This window comes from Arthrobacter sp. (genome assembly GCF_030540645.1).
In the GTDB taxonomy this organism is placed as follows: domain Bacteria; phylum Actinomycetota; class Actinomycetes; order Actinomycetales; family Micrococcaceae; genus Specibacter.
In genome coordinates this window covers 34,976-53,822 of record NZ_JAUNVV010000010.1, presented here as the reverse complement: position 1 = coordinate 53,822, position 18,847 = coordinate 34,976, and the positions used below count along the sequence as shown (strand labels likewise).

9 protein-coding genes and 1 tRNA gene are annotated in these 18,847 nt (G+C 62.9%); 5 read left to right on the top strand and 5 right to left on the bottom strand.

Features of this window, described 5'->3' with window-relative positions:
- Positions 1–307 precede the first annotated feature (307 nt).
- Positions 308–706 carry a VOC family protein gene (locus Q4P21_RS03550; protein WP_303387476.1) on the bottom strand — a complete coding sequence of 133 codons (399 nt, stop codon included), beginning with the start codon at positions 704–706 and terminating at the stop codon, positions 308–310.
- Positions 707–861: 155 nt separating this feature from the next.
- Here Q4P21_RS03550 and Q4P21_RS03545 point away from each other — a divergent pair, with 155 nt between their 5' ends.
- Positions 862–3,252, top strand: coding sequence for a glycoside hydrolase family 65 protein (locus tag Q4P21_RS03545; RefSeq protein ID WP_303387475.1), 2,391 nt, complete (start codon positions 862–864; stop codon positions 3,250–3,252).
- A complete protein-coding gene (locus tag Q4P21_RS03540) occupies positions 3,249–4,457 on the top strand; it encodes a beta-phosphoglucomutase family hydrolase (RefSeq protein WP_303387474.1) in 1,209 nt (402 codons plus the stop codon). The genes Q4P21_RS03545 and Q4P21_RS03540 overlap by 4 nt, the downstream gene beginning before the upstream one ends.
- A 40-nt stretch (positions 4,458–4,497) precedes the next feature.
- Here the strand turns inward: Q4P21_RS03540 and Q4P21_RS03535 are convergent, their stop codons facing one another.
- Positions 4,498–5,376, bottom strand: a complete 879-nt coding sequence (locus Q4P21_RS03535; RefSeq protein ID WP_303387473.1) for a fumarylacetoacetate hydrolase family protein — start codon at positions 5,374–5,376, stop codon at positions 4,498–4,500.
- A 287-nt stretch (positions 5,377–5,663) separates the two neighbouring features.
- Here Q4P21_RS03535 and Q4P21_RS03530 point away from each other — a divergent pair, with 287 nt between their 5' ends.
- Complete coding sequence (locus Q4P21_RS03530) at positions 5,664–6,554, top strand: SDR family NAD(P)-dependent oxidoreductase (RefSeq protein WP_303387472.1); 891 nt, start codon at positions 5,664–5,666, stop codon at positions 6,552–6,554.
- A gap of 107 nt (positions 6,555–6,661) precedes the next feature.
- Here Q4P21_RS03530 and Q4P21_RS03525 read toward each other — a convergent pair.
- Positions 6,662–6,752 (bottom strand) — tRNA-Ser (locus Q4P21_RS03525).
- A 92-nt stretch (positions 6,753–6,844) separates the two neighbouring features.
- Positions 6,845–9,049, bottom strand: coding sequence for a prolyl oligopeptidase family protein (locus tag Q4P21_RS03520; protein ID WP_303387471.1), 2,205 nt, complete (start codon positions 9,047–9,049; stop codon positions 6,845–6,847).
- A gap of 104 nt (positions 9,050–9,153) precedes the next feature.
- On the opposite strand from Q4P21_RS03520, the gene Q4P21_RS03515 reads away from it, so the two are divergent.
- A complete protein-coding gene (locus tag Q4P21_RS03515) occupies positions 9,154–11,097 on the top strand; it encodes an FAD/NAD(P)-binding protein (protein ID WP_369598856.1) in 1,944 nt (647 codons plus the stop codon).
- 195 nt (positions 11,098–11,292) lie between these two features.
- On the opposite strand, the gene Q4P21_RS03510 is transcribed toward Q4P21_RS03515, so the two are convergent.
- Complete coding sequence (locus Q4P21_RS03510; RefSeq protein ID WP_303387470.1) at positions 11,293–16,080, bottom strand: ExeM/NucH family extracellular endonuclease; 4,788 nt, start codon at positions 16,078–16,080, stop codon at positions 11,293–11,295.
- A gap of 486 nt (positions 16,081–16,566) precedes the next feature.
- Between Q4P21_RS03510 and Q4P21_RS03505 the strand changes: the two genes are divergently transcribed.
- Entirely contained in the window at positions 16,567–18,774 is a 2,208-nt protein-coding gene (locus Q4P21_RS03505; RefSeq protein WP_303387469.1) for an acyl-CoA dehydrogenase, read from the top strand.
- Positions 18,775–18,847 lie beyond the last annotated feature (73 nt).

The window sequence follows — 18,847 nt, the reverse complement described above, 5'->3', positions numbered from 1 at the left end:
ATTTTTGCGCGCAAGTTCAACCACAGTCATGCCCCCCTACGGTTCCCCGTTTAGGAAAGACACTTACGGCAGGTGCACGAATGAAACTTAAATACCGACTTGGTGGCTCACCAATTAAATGCCGAAAATCCCATCGGCACAAGAATCGGGGATGTTGGCTTTTTAGTTGTTTGGTACGAGTCCTCGACACACTACGCCTGCCTCTGGGCAAGGGGAAGGCTCTAAAACCTTAAAGTTGCATTACTCATGCGTATTTTATAAATGAACCCTGAATGCGTGTCCCAGGGTCCCGGCAGGCAGGTGACTCTCAGGATCTGTGTGTCCACCAGAATTCCAGTTGGATGTTGTCAGGGTCGCGGAAGACCAAGGCTGTGCCGTTGGCGGTGTCTTCTGCGGGTGAGTGCACCACATTCAGGGTTGTCAGGTGCTTTCCCCATTCATCCAAGTCGCTGCGTTCGGAGACGCTGAAGCCGATGTGGTCCAGGCCGACGTTGCGGTCGTCAAACGTGTCCACAGGAACTACAGAATGTTGGTTGAGCCCGATGATCAACCCGGTGTCCTGATGGACCAGCACGATCATGATGCGGTTCTCGAGGCCGACGCGGTGCAGCTGTTTGAGGCCCAGCACCTCGCAATACCAGCGTGCGCTGGCCTCGACATCGGAAACGGACAGGTCAACGTGTGACAGGGGGCCGAAAGTGGGCATGGCTTCCTCCTCATTCTCCTTCCAGGATATGCCCCGCATCTTCTCGGGCTGCAAACAGGCTTGCCCTAGCCAGCCTTGATTGGAACTGCGAGAATGGGCCGGTGGGAGGGGTGCCGGGTGATGGTTGATATGTTCCGGAACAAGGAGGCGTTCTTGTGATTTCCCACGACGACTTTAGCTGTGAGGCGTGGTGCCTGCGCGAGACCGATTTGGACCTTGACGTGTTGGCCCAGAGCGAATCCTTGTTTGCGCTCTCAAACGGCCACATCGGTTGGAGGGGCAACTTGGATGAGGGTGCACCCTCGGTCCTGCCAGGTTCCTACCTCAACGGAGTCCACGAACTACGCCCGCTGCCGTATGCGGAGGCTGGGTACGGCTACCCCGAAGCTGGCCAGACGATGATCAACGTGGCCAACGGCAAGCTGATCCGATTACTGGTAGACGATGAACCCTTCGACATCCGCTACGGCGAGCTGCACAGCCACGAGAGGGTTCTTGACTTCGCTGCCGGCGTGCTGCGCCGCAGTGCACTGTGGTCGTCCCCTGCAGGACGCACCGTCCGTGTGACATCCACCCGTCTGGTGTCGCTGTCACAACGCTCCGTCGCTGCGATCGAGTACCAGGTTGAGGCGGTCAATGGCCCCGTGCGCCTAGTGATCCAGTCGGAGCTGGTCGTCAACGAGCCGCTGCCCCCCGGCAGTGACGACCCCCGGGCGGCGGCGGTTTTGGAGTCTCCGCTGCGGTCCGAGATGCACGCCAGCGACGGATTGCGGGTCGAGTTGGTGCACAGGATCGAGCAGAGCGGACTGCTGGTAGCTGCGGCTATGGACCATGTGGCGGAAGGCCCGGAGTCCATGCAGGTGTTTGCTGAGAGTTTCAACGACCTGGGCCGGGTCAGCATGACAGCCATCTTGGAGCCGGGGGAGCGGTTGCGCTTCGTAAAATTTGTCACATACGGCTGGTCTGCGGAACGAACCCGCCAAGAATTGGGCGACCAGGTCGACGCCGCACTGACTGGGGCCCGCCATAGCGGTTGGGAAGGGTTGCTGGCCGAACAACGGCACTATCTGGACGACTTCTGGGCCCGGGCCGACGTCGAAGTTGACGGCGACGCGGAGATCCAACAGGCTGTGAGATTCGCCCTGTTTCACGTCCTGCAGGCCGGGGCCCGAGCCGAACGCCGGGCCATCCCGGCCAAGGGCCTGACCGGCACAGGGTATGGCGGCCACGCCTTTTGGGACACGGAGACCTTTGTGCTTCCTGTTCTGACCTACACTGTCCCTACTGCGGCCGCCTATGCCCTGTCCTGGCGGCATTCAACCCTGCAGCTGGCGTTGGACAGAGCGAAACAGCTGGGCTTGCAGGGGGCAGCCTTTCCCTGGCGCACCATCACCGGAGCGGAATGCTCCGGATACTGGCCGGCAGGAACGGCTGCCTTCCACGTGGGGGCTGACATTGCCGACGCTGTCGTCCGTTACCTAAATGCCACAGGCGACACGGACTTCGAGCGGAAGATCGGTCTGGAGTTGCTGGTGGAGACGGCGCGGTTCTGGCGGGCTTTGGGCCATCACGATGCCCAGGGCAGGTTCTGCATCGATGGGGTCACCGGCCCGGATGAGTACAGCGCCGTCGCAGACAACAACATCTATACGAACCTCATGGCCCAACACAATCTGGTCTCTGCAGTGGCCGTGGCAAAGCGAAACCCGGATCGTGCGCGCGAACTGGGCATTGACGAAGAGGAAATGGCAGCCTGGGGCGATGCCGCGCGGGACATGATGATCCCCTACGACGGGGACCTTGGCGTGCATTCACAAGCCCAGGACTTCACCTCGCATCAGGAGTGGGATTTCGCCGCCACTGACCCGGAACACTACCCGTTGTTACTGCACTACCCGTATTTCGACCTGTACCGCAAGCAGGTGGTGAAGCAGGCAGACCTGGTCCTTGCCATGCACCTGCGTGGGGACTCCTTCACTGCAGAACAAAAGGCTGCGAACTTCCGCTACTACGAACGTCTCACCGTCCGCGACTCTTCGCTGTCCGCGTGCACCCAGTCCGTCATGGCAGCAGAAGTAGGCCATCTGGAGCTGGCCTACGACTACCTTGCCGAGGCAGCATTGATGGATCTGGAAAATCTTGAACACAACACGCGCGACGGCGTGCACATCGCGTCACTGGCTGGCACCTGGATCGCGCTTGTGGCAGGTCTGGGGGGAATGCGCGACCGCGACGGCTCGCTATGCTTCGCCCCACGCCTGCCCGCGGGCCTCACCCGAGTCTGCTTCCGCCTCCTCTTTCAGGGACGCTGCCTGCAGGTCGAGACCACCCAAGATGCCGCCAGCTACCACCTGTTGTCCGGCGACACATTGCAGATATCCCACTTCGGGGACCCTGTCATCGTGACAAAAGAGCCGACGTCGTGCCCAACACCACCGCTTCGGCTGTTGCCCGAAAACGCCAAACGCCCCACCCAGCCAGCGGGCCGGGAACCACTCCTGCGAAGTGGGCGCCACAGGACCCACCCACGAAAGGAAACACCATGAGTAACGAGTGCCTCCCCAGCCGCGAACAACCGGCTGTGGACATTGGTGCCTATGACGCCTGGCTCTTTGACCTTGATGGGGTGCTAACGAAGACCGCCACTGTCCATGCCGCAGCATGGAAGAAGGCCTTTGACGGGTTCCTCCAGGAGGAGGGCACCCGATGCGGAAAGGAGTTCGCCCCATTCGATCCGGGTGAGGACTACCAACGCTACGTCGACGGGGAGCCACGCGCGGACGGGGTGCGGAACTTCTTGGCGTCCCGGGACATCACGCTGCCTGAAGGGAGCGACGGTGATGCTGCAGACGCACGCACGGTCACAGGGCTGGGCAACCGCAAGAATGAGCTGCTGCTGCAAGAACTCAAAACCAGTGGAGTGGATAGTTACAGCGGTGCCGTGGCGCTCGTCAAGGCGCTGCGCTCGCAGGGCACCCCCACCGCCGTCGTCTCCGCCAGTGAGAACACGGCCGAAGCGCTTAAGGCTGCCGGGATAGCGGACCTCTTCGACGCCCGTGTTGACGGGCATGTGGTCAAAGAACGCGATCTGGCCGGCAAACCCGCACCGGACAGCTACCTCGAAGGGGCCCGGCTGCTGGGCGTGGACCCTGCCCGGACCGTTGTTGTCGAAGATGCCTTGGCAGGGGTGGAAGCCGGCAGGGCCGGAAATTTTGGACTTGTGGTTGGCGTGAACCACCACGACGACGACGCCGGCGGTCATGACTACGCAGATCAGCTGCGCAAACACGGTGCCGATGCCGTGTTTTCCGACTTGGCCGACTTAGTAGCCAGCGCGGATACACCCCGGGCCAAGGCTGCATCCTCAGTCATCTTCGTCGCCGAGCTGGAGAGATCGGTGAGCTTCTACCAAAGACTTTTCAATTGCACCGTGCCCGTTCGCCAAGGCAACGGTGCGTTGCTTCTGACGCCGGACGGGTTCCAACTTTACCTGGTGGCGAAAGGCAGCCACCAGGAGCACCCCACAGGCGGTATTGGTGAACACCACCTCATGTGGTCCACGGACAGTCCAGCGGCTCTGGCCCACTTCGAGCGAGTCCTCAAGGACCTTGGCGGTTACACATACACGCATACGGACGGCGAGGTGGTGTTCGTTGAAGGCCGGGACCCGGACGGCATCCGCGTGGTCATCGCCCACCCCAGCCCGGAGCAACAGCCCCGCTCGGTGCTCGACGGGCGCCTCTACAACTGACCTGCGGGCCGGGGTGGAAAAATCCCCGGCCCGTTCACAGCTACTTTGCGCCAGTGTCTGCGCGGAAGAATGTTTGGCGTTGGCGGCCCAAACCTTCGATTTCAGCTTCGACGACGTCGCCGTCCTGAATGAACGGGAAACGACCCGAGAGGGCCACGCCTGCGGGCGTGCCTGTCAACACCACGTCGCCCGGTTCCAGCACCATGTACTGGCTCAGGTGGTGGATGATCGTGGGGACGTCAAAAATCAGGTCCGAGGTGTTTGAATCCTGACGGAGTTCGCCGTTGACCCAGCTCTTCAACGACATGTTCTTGGGGTCGACCTCATCGGCTGGCACAAACCACGGGCCCAGGGGTGTGGACTTGGGCAGTGACTTGCCCTTGGTCCACTGGCCTGCTTCGCCGGGGAGCTGGTATTCGCGTTCGGAAAGATCGTTCGCCACGACGTAGCCGGCCACGGCGCTGGCTGCTTCCTCGGTGCTGGAGAGGTAGCTGACTTCTTGGCCGATCACGATGCCCAGTTCCACTTCCCAGTCGTACTTGGCTGCTGCCGGGGGGATGGGGGAGTCGTCAAAGGGGCCGGCAACGGTGTTGTTCGGCTTCAGGAACACGACGGGGATTGCGGGGGGCTGTGCCCCTGATTCTGCTGCGTGGGCGGCGTAGTTCATGCCGATGCAGACCACGCTGTTGGGGCGGGCCAGCGGGGTGCCGATGCGCAGTTCAGCGGCGTTTTCAAGGATCGGCAGGGTGCCGTTTTCCAGTGCTGTGCGCAGGGCGGCCACGCCTCCGTTGGCCAGGAACGCGCCGTCGATGGTGTCAGTGAGCGGACGTGCGTCGTAGCTTTGCTCGGTTCCGGATGAGTCGGCGGCAATGACCACGGGAATTTCCCGGCCAAGCTCACCAAGGCGTGCAATCTTCATTGATTTATAGTCCTTTTCAACCGTAAACAGCACGGTCCTCGTTGTTGGCAACCCTCGCGGGGCCTTGTCAGCTGAGCTTTGGGCGTCTTTACCCACACCTTGCGGCAGTCTCAGCTTGACCTTCCATACACACCAGTAAAACTACAGGGTGTTTAGTTTGATTCAACTCTGTAATGATTCCATGTCTCTTCTCAACCGAAAAATCCGGCAGTATTCCAAGGACGTAACAGAACGGCTTCCGGCTAAGGACCGAATATCAGTTAGGCCTAAGCGGCCATGAGGTGCGCATGAGGGCCGATGCTTTTAGCGGGGGACAAGGGCCCGTTGCTGGTGATCCGGCCAAGGTGGAGAATCGAAGTGTCGCGATGCGCGGCAGAATCGAGGTCTCTGAAATGATGCAGGATCTGAGTGGGAAAGTGGTAGCCGTCACGGGGGCCAGCCGGGGAATCGGCGAGGCGATGGCGGTGGGCCTGTCCGGGGCCGGAGCGAGTGTGGCGCTATTGGCCCGAACCGGGGTGGACCTTGAGCGGGTCGCCGCACGCTGCCGGGAGGCAGGGGCCGGCAACGTCCTCGCCGTGGTGACGGATGTGACGGTCGAAGAGGAAGTGCAGGCGGCGTTCGAACGCGTGGTTGACGAGCTGGGCGGGCTCGACGTGGTGTTTGCCAATGCCGGCGTTGCCGCGTCCAGTCTCGGTGGCTCGGGCCGGATGACGCGACTCGAGTTGTACAGCGCCGACGTGGCGATGCGAATTCTGGAGGTGAACACCCTCGGGGTGTGGTTGACGATGAAAGCCGCGTTTCCCCGGATGCATCGCGGCGGCAGTTTCATTGCCATCAGCTCCGAGATTGGTTCGCGGCCACGGGCCGGTGGCGGGATTCTTGCCGTCAGCAAAGCCGGCGTGAATGCGCTGGTCGGGATCGCCTCGGCGGAACAGGCCGAGAACGGCATCCGCGTGAACATGCTCTCCCCGGGAGGGATGGTGGACACACACTTGTTTGGCCCAAACGGGCTGCCTGCCGCGATGAAGGCGCGCCTGCCGGTCGCCGAGCCGGAAGTGGTGGTGCCCGCAGCCGTGTGGCTGGCAAGTGACGACTCCGCTGGTGTATCCGGGGCGTTCTTGTCAGCACCGCATTTCAACGCGAGCACTCCAGAGGCGGTCCGCGCTGAGCTGGGCTGATGTCCTACGACTGAAATCCCGTGGCTGAAATTTCGGTTGCACCCCTTGCCGACCAACCCGGGCAACAAAAAATGCGCCCCCAACCGTGGTTGAGGACGCATTTTCCTTGGCGGAGACGGGGGGATTTGAACCCCCGGTGGAGTTGTGCCCCACACTTCATTAGCAGTGAAGCCCATTCGGCCGCTCTGGCACGTCTCCAGCACTGGAAAGGGTAGAAGCCCCTAACCAGCATCCCAAACTTTACCCAGTAGAAGCCCCTCAAAGCAAAACGAGGGCCCGGTGCGCCAAAATTACAGCTCTCCGTTGAGCGCCCGCCACAGGAACTCATGCGACGCCGTGTGCAGCCGTGCGGCTTGTTCATTGTTCCCAGCCCCCGCGTGCCCGCCTTCCAGAGCCTCATGGAACCACACGGGAATCCCCATCGACTCCATGCGTGCAGCCATCTTCCGGGCCTGCACCGGCCCCACCCTGTCGTCGGAGGTCGCCGTCCAGATGAACGTTGCCGGATACGTGCGCCCGCTGCGCAGCAGGTGGTACGGGGAGAACGTCTTGATGTACTCCCACTGCTCCGGCACATCGGGGTCGCCGTATTCTGCCATCCACGACGCCCCGGCTGAGAGTTTCGTGTACCGGCGCATGTCCAACAGCGGCACGCCACAGGAAATGGCACCGAACAATTCCGGGTACGTGGTGAGCATGTTGCCCACCAGCAGCCCGCCATTGCTTCCGCCGGCGCAGCCCAGACGCGCAGCTTTGGCGACACCGCGGGCGGAAAGATCTCGCGCCACGGCGGCGAAGTCCTCGTACGCACGGTGCCGATTTTCCCGCAATGCCGCGGTGTGCCAGCTTGGGCCGTACTCGCCGCCGCCGCGGATGTTCGCCACCACGTATACGCCGCCCCGCTCCAGCCAACTGCGCCCCACCGCCCCGCTGTACGACGGTGTGCGTGAAACTTCGAAGCCGCCGTAGCCGCTGAGCAAGGTGGGGTTGCCGCCGTCGAGCTTGAGGTCCTTGGGGCCCACCTGGAAGTACGGGATGCGGGTGCCGTCGGCGGAGGTGGCAAAGTGCTGCTCCACGCTGTAGCTCTCCGCGTTGAAGAACGACGGCGCCTTCCGCACCAGCGTTGCCGCTGCACCCGGGGTGCCGCGGGAGTCTGTTGAGGGGGCGGCGTGTTCGGCGGCAGGCTCGGCAGCCAGCGTGCCCCGGTACACGGTGGACGGGGTGAGGTAGCCGGAAGCGATGAGCCAGTAGTCGTTGCCGGCGTCGGGGTCGTCCTCGTCCACGGCGTAGGCGTCCACCGAATGCAGCGGCGGGCAGGCGTCAAGTTCCACGGCAGTCCAGTCAGCTGCCGGGTCGAGGACCAGGATTTTTGCCGAAACGTCGGAGAGCAGGTTCAGCAGCAGGAAGTCACGCGTCCAACTCCAGGACTGCAGCGACTGCGCGGGCGTGGGTGCAAAGATGGTGCGCAGATCCCGGCTGCCGGCCAGGAACGCCTCAAGTTCAATCACCAACAGAGTCCCGGAGGCGTATTCGGTGCCATCGACGTGCCACGGCGTGCGCGGACGCAAGAGGAGCCATTGCCGGTGGAGGGAGACGCTCATGTCATCCGGTACCTGGATGTGAACCCAGCTCCCGTCCACGCGCAAGTAGCTGCGGCTGTTGTAGAAATCCAGCACGTCGTAGGCCACATCCCGTTCAAAGCCGGGTGTGGTGCTGTGCGAAACTCCGCAGCTCAGGTGGTTTTGCGGAACGGAAAACAGTGGCTCCTTCGCAGCCATCTGTGCCAGTGATTCCCCGCGGCGCAGCACCCTGGCTGCGGCGGAGTAGGACGATGCCGTCATGGAGCCGTCTCCCGTGTCGGTCCCCACACAGAGTGTGTCGGCATCGAACCAGCTCAGTTGTGTCTTTGCCGCTGGCAGCTCAAAGCCGTCGGGAACAAAGGCAAGTGTGTCAAGGTCAAATTCGCGGTAGGCCACGGCGTCGCCGCCATCGGGGGAGAGCGCCACCATGGCGTGGCGGTATTCCTGGCCGGGGGCCGGGCGCAGTAGAGATGCCCCAGCCCAGAACCATTGGGTGTCCTCCGCAGTACAAAGCGCGTCAACATCCAGCAGAATCTGCCAGTCGGTGGCGTCGCCAAGGTAGCTTTCCCATGTAGTGCGCCGCCACAGCCCGCGCGGGTTGGCCTCGTCGCGCCAAAAGTTGTAATACCAGCGCCCGCGTTTGGACACCATGGGGATGCGGTCCTTGGAATCCAACACCTCCAACACCGAGGCTTCAAGGGCCTTGTATGCGGGATTGAGCAAAGCCGCATCGGTGCGTTCATTGTGCTCGCGGACCCAAGCCATGGGTGCCTCGCCGTGGATGTCTTCCAGCCAGTGGAACTCATCGGCGCGTTCGTCAGCTTTTGCTTCGCCGGTTGTTGCTTCTCCAGCAACGACAGCTCCGGCGGTTTCACCGGACACGAAGGGGAATGTGGGCAGTGCAGCATCAGTCATGGCACCATCCTAGGCTTGTGTGCCGCCTCGGCCGCCACCTCAACCGCCAGCAGCGCCCATACTGTACAGCACTGTATGGGGGTGCCATCAGTTAAGCTCAAGGGGTGGAAGTCAAGGGCATGCAGACAGTGGTCATTGTGGGAGCGGGTCCCCGAGGGACATCCGTCATGGAACGACTGCTGGCGCAGCACGCACAGGATTCGGCAGCACAGCCATTGCACATCCACTTGATCGACCCTTTTCCGCCGGGCGCAGGCCACGTATGGCGCACCGAGCAGTCGCGGTTGTACTTGATGAACACGCAGAGCTTTTTCCCCACGCTTGTCCCGGACCAAGGTGTGGCAGTGCCTCCACTGGCAGGCTGCAGCTTCAACGAATGGCGTATGGCCCAGCAAACCGATCCTTGGGAGCAGCTCAGCGACGACGACCGCAGCGAACTGGCCACTCTGCAGAGCACCAACTTCCCCAGCCGACCCCTCTACGGAAGGTATCTGAGCTGGTGCTTTGAACAGTTTCAACACGTCATGCCCGACGGCGTGAGCCTCACCATCCATGCCACCGAGGCCAAGCGGGTGGCGAGGGAGCACGAAAAAGGTGGCTTCGTCGTCGAACTTTTGGACGGGCCGAAGTTGCATGCGGACCAGGTGGTGCTGGCGCTGGGGCATGTGGAGTCCAAACTGAGCCCGGTGCAGCGCGAGCTGCGGGTGCAAGCGCGCGCCGCCGGGCTCACGTACCTGCCGCCGGCTGTGCCCAACGACGTGGATTGGGAGCAGATCCCCGCCGGTGAACCAGTTCTGGTGCGCGGCATGGGACTGAACTTTTTTGATGTCCTGGGGCAGCTCACCGAGGGGCGTGGCGGAGCCTTTGAGCGGACAGGCAACGAGGCAGGCGAGGCCTTGCGCTATGTTCCCTCGGGCCGGGAGCCGGTCATTGTGGGGGCTTCACGCCGCGGCACCCCGTACCGGGCCAAAGCGGAAGTGGAGCGCTACTACCCGGAAAGTGTGGTGCTGCGTTTTCTTGGTGAGGATGCAGTTGCTGCGATCCGTGCCATGGGCGCCACTGCCGGATTTCGGCACGACATCTGGCCGCTGCTGCACCGCGATACGTTGTGGGCGTACTACACAACGCTGGCCCGCACCCGACCTGAGGTGGTGTCGGAGCAGTTCCTGCCGGAGCTGGATGCGGTGCTGCATTCCGGGTTCAATGGTGACGGGGCGCTCTGGGAACAACGGCTGAAGGAGCTGCTGGCGGCGCACGTGCCGCCAGCGCATCTGCTGGAACTGCAGGGGCTGGCCCGGCCCTTGTCCAAGCACGTTCCACGGCCGGGGGAAACGCACCGCTTTGCGACGCGTGAGGAACTGGACTCGGCGGTATTGGCGTACTTGACCCAAGACGCGGCCGGATCTGCCCGTGGCGAGGACGACCCCACAAAGATGGCCATTGGTGCGCTCAACGCGGGAAGGGCCATCATCAAGTCGCTCGTTGCCGACAAGGGCATCACGCCGGATTCGTGGATGGGGGAGCTGCGCGGCTGGTTTGAAGGCTTCGTGGAAGGGCTGGCCAGCGGGCCACCGGCACTCAGGGTGGAGCAATTGGCTGCCATGGTGAGGGCAGGGGTGGTGCACTTTGCCGGACCTGATCCGCGTTTCCGAATTGAGCAGGGCGTCTTCACGGTCAGCTCGCCTTGGGTGGCGGACGAGCCTTGGGTTGCCCGCTACCTGGTGGAGGCGCTGGCCCCGGCCAATGACGTGCAGCGGAGCGAATCGCTGTTGCTGCAGAACTTGTTTGCCGACGGTCTGGCCCGCCCCTCCGTCATGCTCGCATCCGACGGCCAGACCGTGGTGACAAGCGGCCTGGACGTTTCTGCGCCTCCGTACCGGACCTTGGATGGTGCCGGCGTGCCGGTGGCCGGACTGTACGTTCTGGGCCTCCAGCTGTCCTCAGTGCAGTGGGGAACGGCCATCGCGGCGGAAGCTGCGGCGAAGTACCGCAGTGGCTACCGCACGGTGTGTGACGCCGACGCGATTGCAGCAGCGATCTTAGGCTGAGCGCCGCCCCCCACCCGCCCACCGACGCTCCTGCAGCTTTGGGGTTCTTTCCCACGACCCTCCTGCAGCTTTAGCGTCCATTTCCAGGACGCTCCTGCAATACGGCTGACACAAAATGGCCATCCGCTGCGGGTTTCGCGACGGATGGCCATTTTATTGCTGCACTGGGTCAATATGCCCAGGGAACTGCCAACTCTAGTGGCGTGCTGCTGCTCTGCGGCGGGATGCCATGGCAACTGCAGCGCCAGCACCCAACAGCACCAGGGCGCCTATCCCCAGCGGAAGCGAGGTGGCACCGGTGGAGGCCAGGTTGTCCGAGCCGCCACCCGCCCCGTTGCCTGCAACATTGCCGTTACCAGCCCCGTTGCCAGTACCGCCCGTGGTTGAGGTCGCTGCAGGGGACTGAGTAGCCGGGGTGGTGGGTGGCGACGTCGTACTTCCGGTCGGCGTCGCCGTGCCCGTCCCGGTCGCCGTAGGTGTGCCGGTTGCGGTCGCCGTCGGCGTGGGTGTTCCGGCGTCGGCCGTCACCGGGATGGTGATCGGCAGTCGGGCGTAGGTGCCGCCGTCGGTAGTGATGGTGAAGCGTCCGGCGTTGAGCTCCTCGGGGACCATGAAGGTCAGCGTGGCCGAACCGTCGGTGACCGGGAACGTGCCAAGTTCGGATGGCAGGACGGCTGCAGCCAACACGGCAAAACCAGTCCCGCCGCCGCTTCCGGACGGTTCATACCGGAGCGTGACTTCCGTTGAGTCCGGTGCCCCGAGCGACGTCAGGTCGAGCTTCGCCAGCCCCACCGTAACGTTCTGGCCTTCGGTGACCGTGGCCGGAGCCTCGATGACGTCCACACCGCGACGGGAGAAGTCCGGTGCAATGGGTGCGATGACCGACTTCTCGCTGAGGTAGGCAATCCAGGCGTCGCGGTCAATGAGACCGGAATCCTTCGTGTTGGCACCTTGGGTGAAGATGCGGAAGTTGTCGCCGCCCGTTGCCAGGAAGCTGAACGTTCCCACACGGTAGGAGCGCTGAAGATCCAGTGGCGCACCGTTGATGACCACGGAGGTGATGTGGTCGCCGAGCTCGCGGGTGGAATCGTAGGTGTAGTCCACGTTGGAGGACAGCCCCAGATTCAGGAACGGACGGCTGGGGATGGTGCCGTCCGCATTGGTTTGCCACTGCTGCTCGAGCATGGTCTTCACCTGGGCTCCCGTGAGGGAGGTGGTCCACAGGTTGTTCACGAACGGAAGCACCGCATTGGCTTGGGCGTAGGTGACCATGCCGTCCGGGAAGCCTTCGTTCTTGTACAAAAGGTCCGCGCGCAGCCCGCCGGGATTGACGACGCCGATCTCGGCTCCGCCAGTCTGCTCCGCCTTGAGCGCGTCCAGGAGGGCATCGCCCACCAGGTTGCCCAGTGCAGATTCGTTGGCGCGGTCGTCACGGGAGTACTTGCCTGTGACCGGATCGAACGTCTGCGCTGTGGTGATGTCGGCGGTGATCTCGCCTACCGGGACGCTTCCCGCCACCTTTGCGTCGGCCAGTGCCTTCTCAACGATGGTCTGAACCTCGGCCACGCGCGGGAACTCGGCCGCCAGCGCGGCGTCGTCGTCCGTGGTGCGCGGCACATTGCCCTGCGTGTAGGAGAGGACAGCGTTGGTTGTGGCATCCACTGTGAGCTTGACTTGGCCGATGAATTCGCCGTAGCTGCCGGTCTGCAGGATGGGGCGGGTTTTCAAGGCTGCGTTCGCGGGAACGCCGGGGATGGGTGCGTCCCACGCATACTGCTTGTGCGTGTGGCCCGTGAAGATCACGTTGACCGAAGCGCTGGTGTTCTCAACGATGTCGGCAAACGCGCCACCGCCAGCGAGTTCCTGTTCGAAGGTTGCGCCGTTGGGTGTCCCCTCACCGGCACCTTCATGGAATTCGGCCACAATGACATCGGCGAGCTGGCCGTCGGTGATCTTCTTGGCCACGCGGTTCACTGCCTCAACGGGGTTTCCGAACTCCAGCATGGAAATCCCGGATGGAGTCACCAAGGTGGGCGTCTCTTCCGTGAGAACGCCGATGACGGCGACCTTCACGCCGTTCACCGTGAGGATCTTGTACTCGTCGAGCACCGGGGTGGTGGTGCCCTTGGCGTACACGTTGGCACCGAGATAATCCCAGTTGGCAGCAGTCCGGATGCGCCCGTCCAGGTCCGCGAAGCCCTTGTCGAACTCATGATTTCCGACGGCGGACGCCTCAAGTCCCAGCGCGTTCAGCACATCGATGGTGGGCGTATCCTGCTGTGAAGCCGAGGCAAACACGCTGGCACCGATGTTGTCGCCGGCGGACAGGAATGCCGTGTTGGAAGAGCCTGCGGCTGCGCGCAGCTGCTCCACCGTACCGGCAAACTTCACCGTGTTGTTGTCGATGCGTCCGTGGAAGTCATTGATGTTCAGGAGGTTGATTTCCTTGGTGTCCGAGGTTGCTACCAGGTTCAACCCGACAATGACGGGGTCGTGGTCGGAAGCGGCGAACTGATTTGGTTCATAGAAGTTGGTGGCGTTGTAGTTGTACCGGCTGTAGTTCATGGCCACGGACTCGGGCGAGTTGATGTTCCAAATATCCGCGCCCGTGACAGCTGCTTCCGCAGCGGGGGAGGCAAGTATGTGGTCCAGGGAACCGACCATGCCGCCGTAGCTGTACGAGTGCTTTCCGGTCTTGGGATCCTGGTCCACGTAACCGGCGTCGGTCATGACCTTGATGGGATCTTCAAAACCATAGGCGTTGAAGTCGCCCATGAGCAGCACCTTGTCGGTGGACTGGGACTGCTGCAGTTCAGTGGAGAACTTCACCAAGGCTTCGGCCTGGGCGGTGCGGGCCAAGTTGGAGTTCCCCTGGCCCTGGTCGGTATCTCCGGGCAGTGCCGAACCCTTGGATTTAAAGTGGTTCACAATGAGCAGGACCTTGGCGGAGTCCGGGGTGCCAACAGGCTTGAACGCCTGTGCCAGCGGCTGCCGGGCAATGCCGGTGAAGGCCGCATCGTCCAAAATGACGGAGTCGCCAACAGGCTCGGCCGTGCTCTTCTTGTAGATGTAGGCCGTGCGGATGACGTCCTCATCTGCCAGGGCCGGACGAGCTGCCGGCGAGCGGGCGTAGTCCCAGGTGCCCGGTGCCTGATCGTTGAGGGCTGACACCAGGACGGACAGGGCATTGTCGCGGTCCTCGCCGAATTTGGCGGAGTTTTCAATTTCCTCCAGCGAAAGCACATCCGCACCGGAAGCGTTGATGCCGGCCACGATCTTGTCCTGCTGGCGCTTGAGGTTCTGTGCATCGGCGGCCCCGCGCTGAAGGCAGCCGCCCTTGACAGTGATCTTGTTGCCGTCGAAGTCGGTGTAGAACTGGCAGTTCGGGTTTTGATCGCCCGTGGTGGGGAAGTAGTTCTCCACATTGAACGAGGCAACCTTCAAGTTCCCGCCAACGGTATTCGGTGCCGCCGGACGGGTGTTGCCGAACGTGATCGGCTGCACTACCCCGGCATTTTCTGGGGTGAGGGCTTCCAGGGGCTGGAACTTGTAGGCGTTGTTCCGGTTGTCAAAAATGACCGGGGCGATAAATTCCGAGCTCGAACCCACCCGCATCGGTGTACCCTGGCTCAGCCATGGCAGGTGATTCAAAGAACCTGCCGGGCTGAGGAAGTTGGTGCTGGCGCCGTCGTCGAGCTTGATGGCGCGGGCAGCGTTGTCGGCAACCACGGCCGTGTACTCGGCCGAACCGAAGGGCGCCACGGCCGTGGGCTGGACCAGGGGAGTGGTTCCCGTGGCGAGGCCCACTTCGCCATAGTTGTTCAGCGAGTAATTGTCGGTGATGGTGAACTCACCCTGTGGGGCCACCAGCATGCCTTCTAGAGTTTCGCGTCCAGCGTCGGTGGCCGGAACGGCGATGACGGCGGCCTTGACGGCCTCAACCACATCGGTCAGGGGTGTCATGCCACCGGCAGGTACGTCGATCTCCGTGGTCGGATTGGTGTCGCCGGGATTGCCAAATTCCTTGATGAGACCACTCACTTGGACGTAGTCGCCGACCTTGACGGACGCCACGGTAGCCGGGGAGTATACGAACACGCCGTTGGAGGCTTTGTGGGTTGCGAGATCAAGGTCTCCGCCGGTGCCTGGTGTCTGGATGAAATAACCGTTGAAACCGCCTGTGGGATAGGCAGCGGTGACAAGGCCTTTGGTGGTGACAGTGGTGCCGACCAGCGGGCTGGCTGCACCTTCGCCCTGGATCTCAGCGATGGTCTTGTTGCCGGAATCACCCGGTTCCGGGAGGGGCGCATCCCCTCCCTTTGTGCCTGTGGGGCTCGGGGCTTCCTTGACGAAGTCCACCGCGTTGTTGTCGGTGTCGTCGAACTCCGTGCGGTTCAGCGACGTGGTGACGCTGGCTGCCGTGGAGGCCGCAGTTTCAAACGTATTGGACGAGCCATAGCCCAGAAGATCAACAATGTTTGCGGTTCCGACCAATGAGCCCGTGGCCAAGGGAAACAGTGCCGCGGCCTGGTCGGACAGGATGATGGTCCCTCCGGCACCGGCGGGGTTGATGGTGGTCCCGGTGTAGTCCGTTGGTGGCAGCTCCCGACCGTTCGCGGCGTTGGAGCCGCCGTTGATCAGAAAATAGCCACCGGCCTTGATCGTGCCTTCCAAGACGGCTACATTGCCGGGTTTGCCCTCCCCGCCGCTGGGCCGGTACTGCAATGACCAACCGGAGAGGCTGATGTCCGCATCGGTGGGGTTGTACAGTTCAACGAACTTGTTTTGGTACGCCGCGTTCGCGCTGCCGCCGTTGAGATAAGCCTCGTTGATGACCACATGTGGTGCCGCCGGTGCGGCTGCGGCCGCCGGTGCCGCCGGGTCGTCTGTGGCCAGGGCCGGGGCCATCGCCAGAGGGGCCACTGCCAAACCAAAGGCCAGGACCGCCCCCAGTCCTGCCTTGATGAAGTTATTGCTCGTCATGTCTCCAACTCTCGAAAGTGTGGCACGTCGTTGTGCCGTGAGTGATGATGAACCGCAGTTATCAGCTGGAGGAGCTCTCAAGAAGCAGCAAAAGTGTGGTCCCCGACCAACCCTGCAAGGTACGTGTTTGAGCCAAACACATAGTTGTGAATCATTCATGAACAGACGCTTGCGGTCAAGCAAACATGAAGGTTTCGTGTGTAATCGAGTGAACAAGTGACAAAGAGTGGCTTTTCTGTTCTGCATCATGGAGGAATGTTCGAACAAGTGCTTTTGCTGTGGCATGGGATGGAGAGCAACTAGGGCTCCTGCAAGCCTTCCCGTAACGACGGCCCCGGGGTGCAAAAAATATTTTAGAACCTAATTTCAAAAAACTGTTGCCCAAGTCACAAACTTAAACTAGAGTCTAGTTTCAGTTAATAAACATCCTGTTGGACCGTACACCTCCCTTCCGTGAGGGTTCGTCCGTGATTTTGGAGTGATTAGATGCCGTTGTCCCTCACCGAAGAGCACGCCGATCTGGCTGCCGCTGTTGCCGAATTTGCAGATCGGTTCGCCGACATCCTGCAAACGCGCGAACTATTTGACACTTACGGCGCAGGAGGCCGCCCCGCACACTGGGCCGAGCTGGTGGATAACGGGCTCCACTCCCTACACATCAGCGAGGAACGCGGTGGGCAGGGCGGCAGTGTTGCCGACACTGCGATCGTGGTGGAAGAGTTTGGGCGCCGTCTGGTGCCCGGGCCCTATGTATCCACCGTCCTGGCCAGTGCGGCAGTGGCGGGAGCCGACGAATGCAAGGCCTCCACGCACGGCATGGACATCTTCGCCGAGGGCGCCACCGGGGCCCTGGTCATGCCCTCCTCTGCCATCACCGCCACCGCCCACGACGAAGGCTGGACTCTGAACGGACGCACGGAAGTGGCGTCGCTGCTTTCGGCCGAATGGCTCGTTGTCGGATTCAACGACGGGACGGCAACCCGCTTTGCACTCGTTGACGCAGGGAGTGCGGGCCTGTCCAAAACTGCCGGCAACTGCACGGACCTGACCCGCGATGCCGGCACCCTCATCCTGGAAGGCCTGGCCATCGAAGCCAATGACGTCCTGACGGGCCTCGACGAGCAGCTGGTTCAAACCCTGCAGGCCGGCCTGCTCGCTGCAGAGGCCGCGGGTATCATGCGCTGGGCAGTGGAAGCCACCACGGAGTACGTCAAGATCCGTGAACAGTTTGGCAAGCCGGTGGGCTCCTTCCAGGCCGTCAAGCACAAGTGCGCCAACCTGCTGATCACCTCCGAACTGGCCACTGCTGCCGCCTGGTCGGCGCTGGTGGCCATGGACCAGGACGCCGACCAGCAGGCGCTCGCCGCCGGCTCCGCCATTGAAGCGGGCATTGTCCCTGCGGTGGACGCGCTGACGGAGGCCGTCACCATCTTTGGCGGCATTGGCTACACCTGGGAGCACGAAGCCCACCTGTACCTGCGCCGCGCCATCACGCTGGCCGCGCAGGTGGATGCTGGCAGCACCCGCGCGGCAGCCCTGGGCCGCGTTGCACTGGACTTGGACCGCCGCATCGACATTGAACTCCCGGATGAAGATCCCGCCTTCCGCCGGCGCATCGGCGCGCTCCTTGACGAAGCCTGCACCCTGACCAACGAGCATGACGGCGGGCGCTGGAATTCCCGCGGCTCGCAACGCACCTTCCTGGCCGAAAACGGCCTTGCAGCCCCGCACTGGCCGGCCCCGTACGGCCTCGGTGCAAGCCCCGCGGAGCAGGTGGTCATCGCGCAGGAATATGCCCGGCGGAACCTGGTCCAGCCCTCGTCGGTCATCGGCGAATGGGCCATGCCCACCATCCTCGCCTACGGCAGCGAGAAGGTGAAGGAACAGTTCGCCCTCCCTACCCTGCGCGGTGAGCTCATCTGGTGCCAGCTGTTCTCCGAGCCCGGCGCCGGCTCCGACCTCGCCGGCCTGTCCACCCGCGCCGTGAAGGTCGACGGCGGCTGGGAACTGAAGGGGCAAAAGGTCTGGACCTCCGGGGCCCACGAGGCGGACTGGGGCATCTGCCTGGCACGCACCGACGCCGACGTGCCCAAGCACAAGGGCCTGAGCTACTTCCTCGTTGACATGCGCGCCAAGGGCGTGGACATCCGGCCGCTGAAGCAGTCCACGGGCGACGCCGAATTCAACGAGGTGTTCCTGGACTCCGTGTTCGTCCCGGACGCCTTGCTGCTGGGCGAACCGGGCCAGGGCTGGCGCATTACGGCCACCACGCTGCAGAATGAGCGCACCCAGATCTCCTCCGGCGTTTCTGCCGGAACCGAAGAGTCACTGCGCCAGCTCATCCACGACGGCGGTTATGCGGGCGCCGCCGACGAGGCCTATGCGGCACTGGGCCGCATTTTGGCGGTCAGCTCCGCCATTGGCGCGCTGAACCTGCGTGAAACCCTGCGCCAGGTCAACGGACTCCAGCCCGGCGCAGGCTCCTCCCTCGCCAAGGTTGCCCACGCCCGGCTCTCCCGCGAAGCCGCCACCCGGGTTCTGCAACTGGCCGGCCCGGCAGCCCTGTTTGCGCAGGCGCCGGGGGACGCGGTGACAGGGCTGCTGGGGGTGCCGCAGGTCCTCATTGGCGGCGGCACGGTTGAAATCCAGCTCAATGTCATCGCCGAGCGCATCCTTGGCCTGCCCCGGGGCTAGGCACCGCACCGGCCGCAGGAAACCTGCGGCGAAGCACAATCCTTCAGTAATCTAAGTTTCACCGAAAGGAACA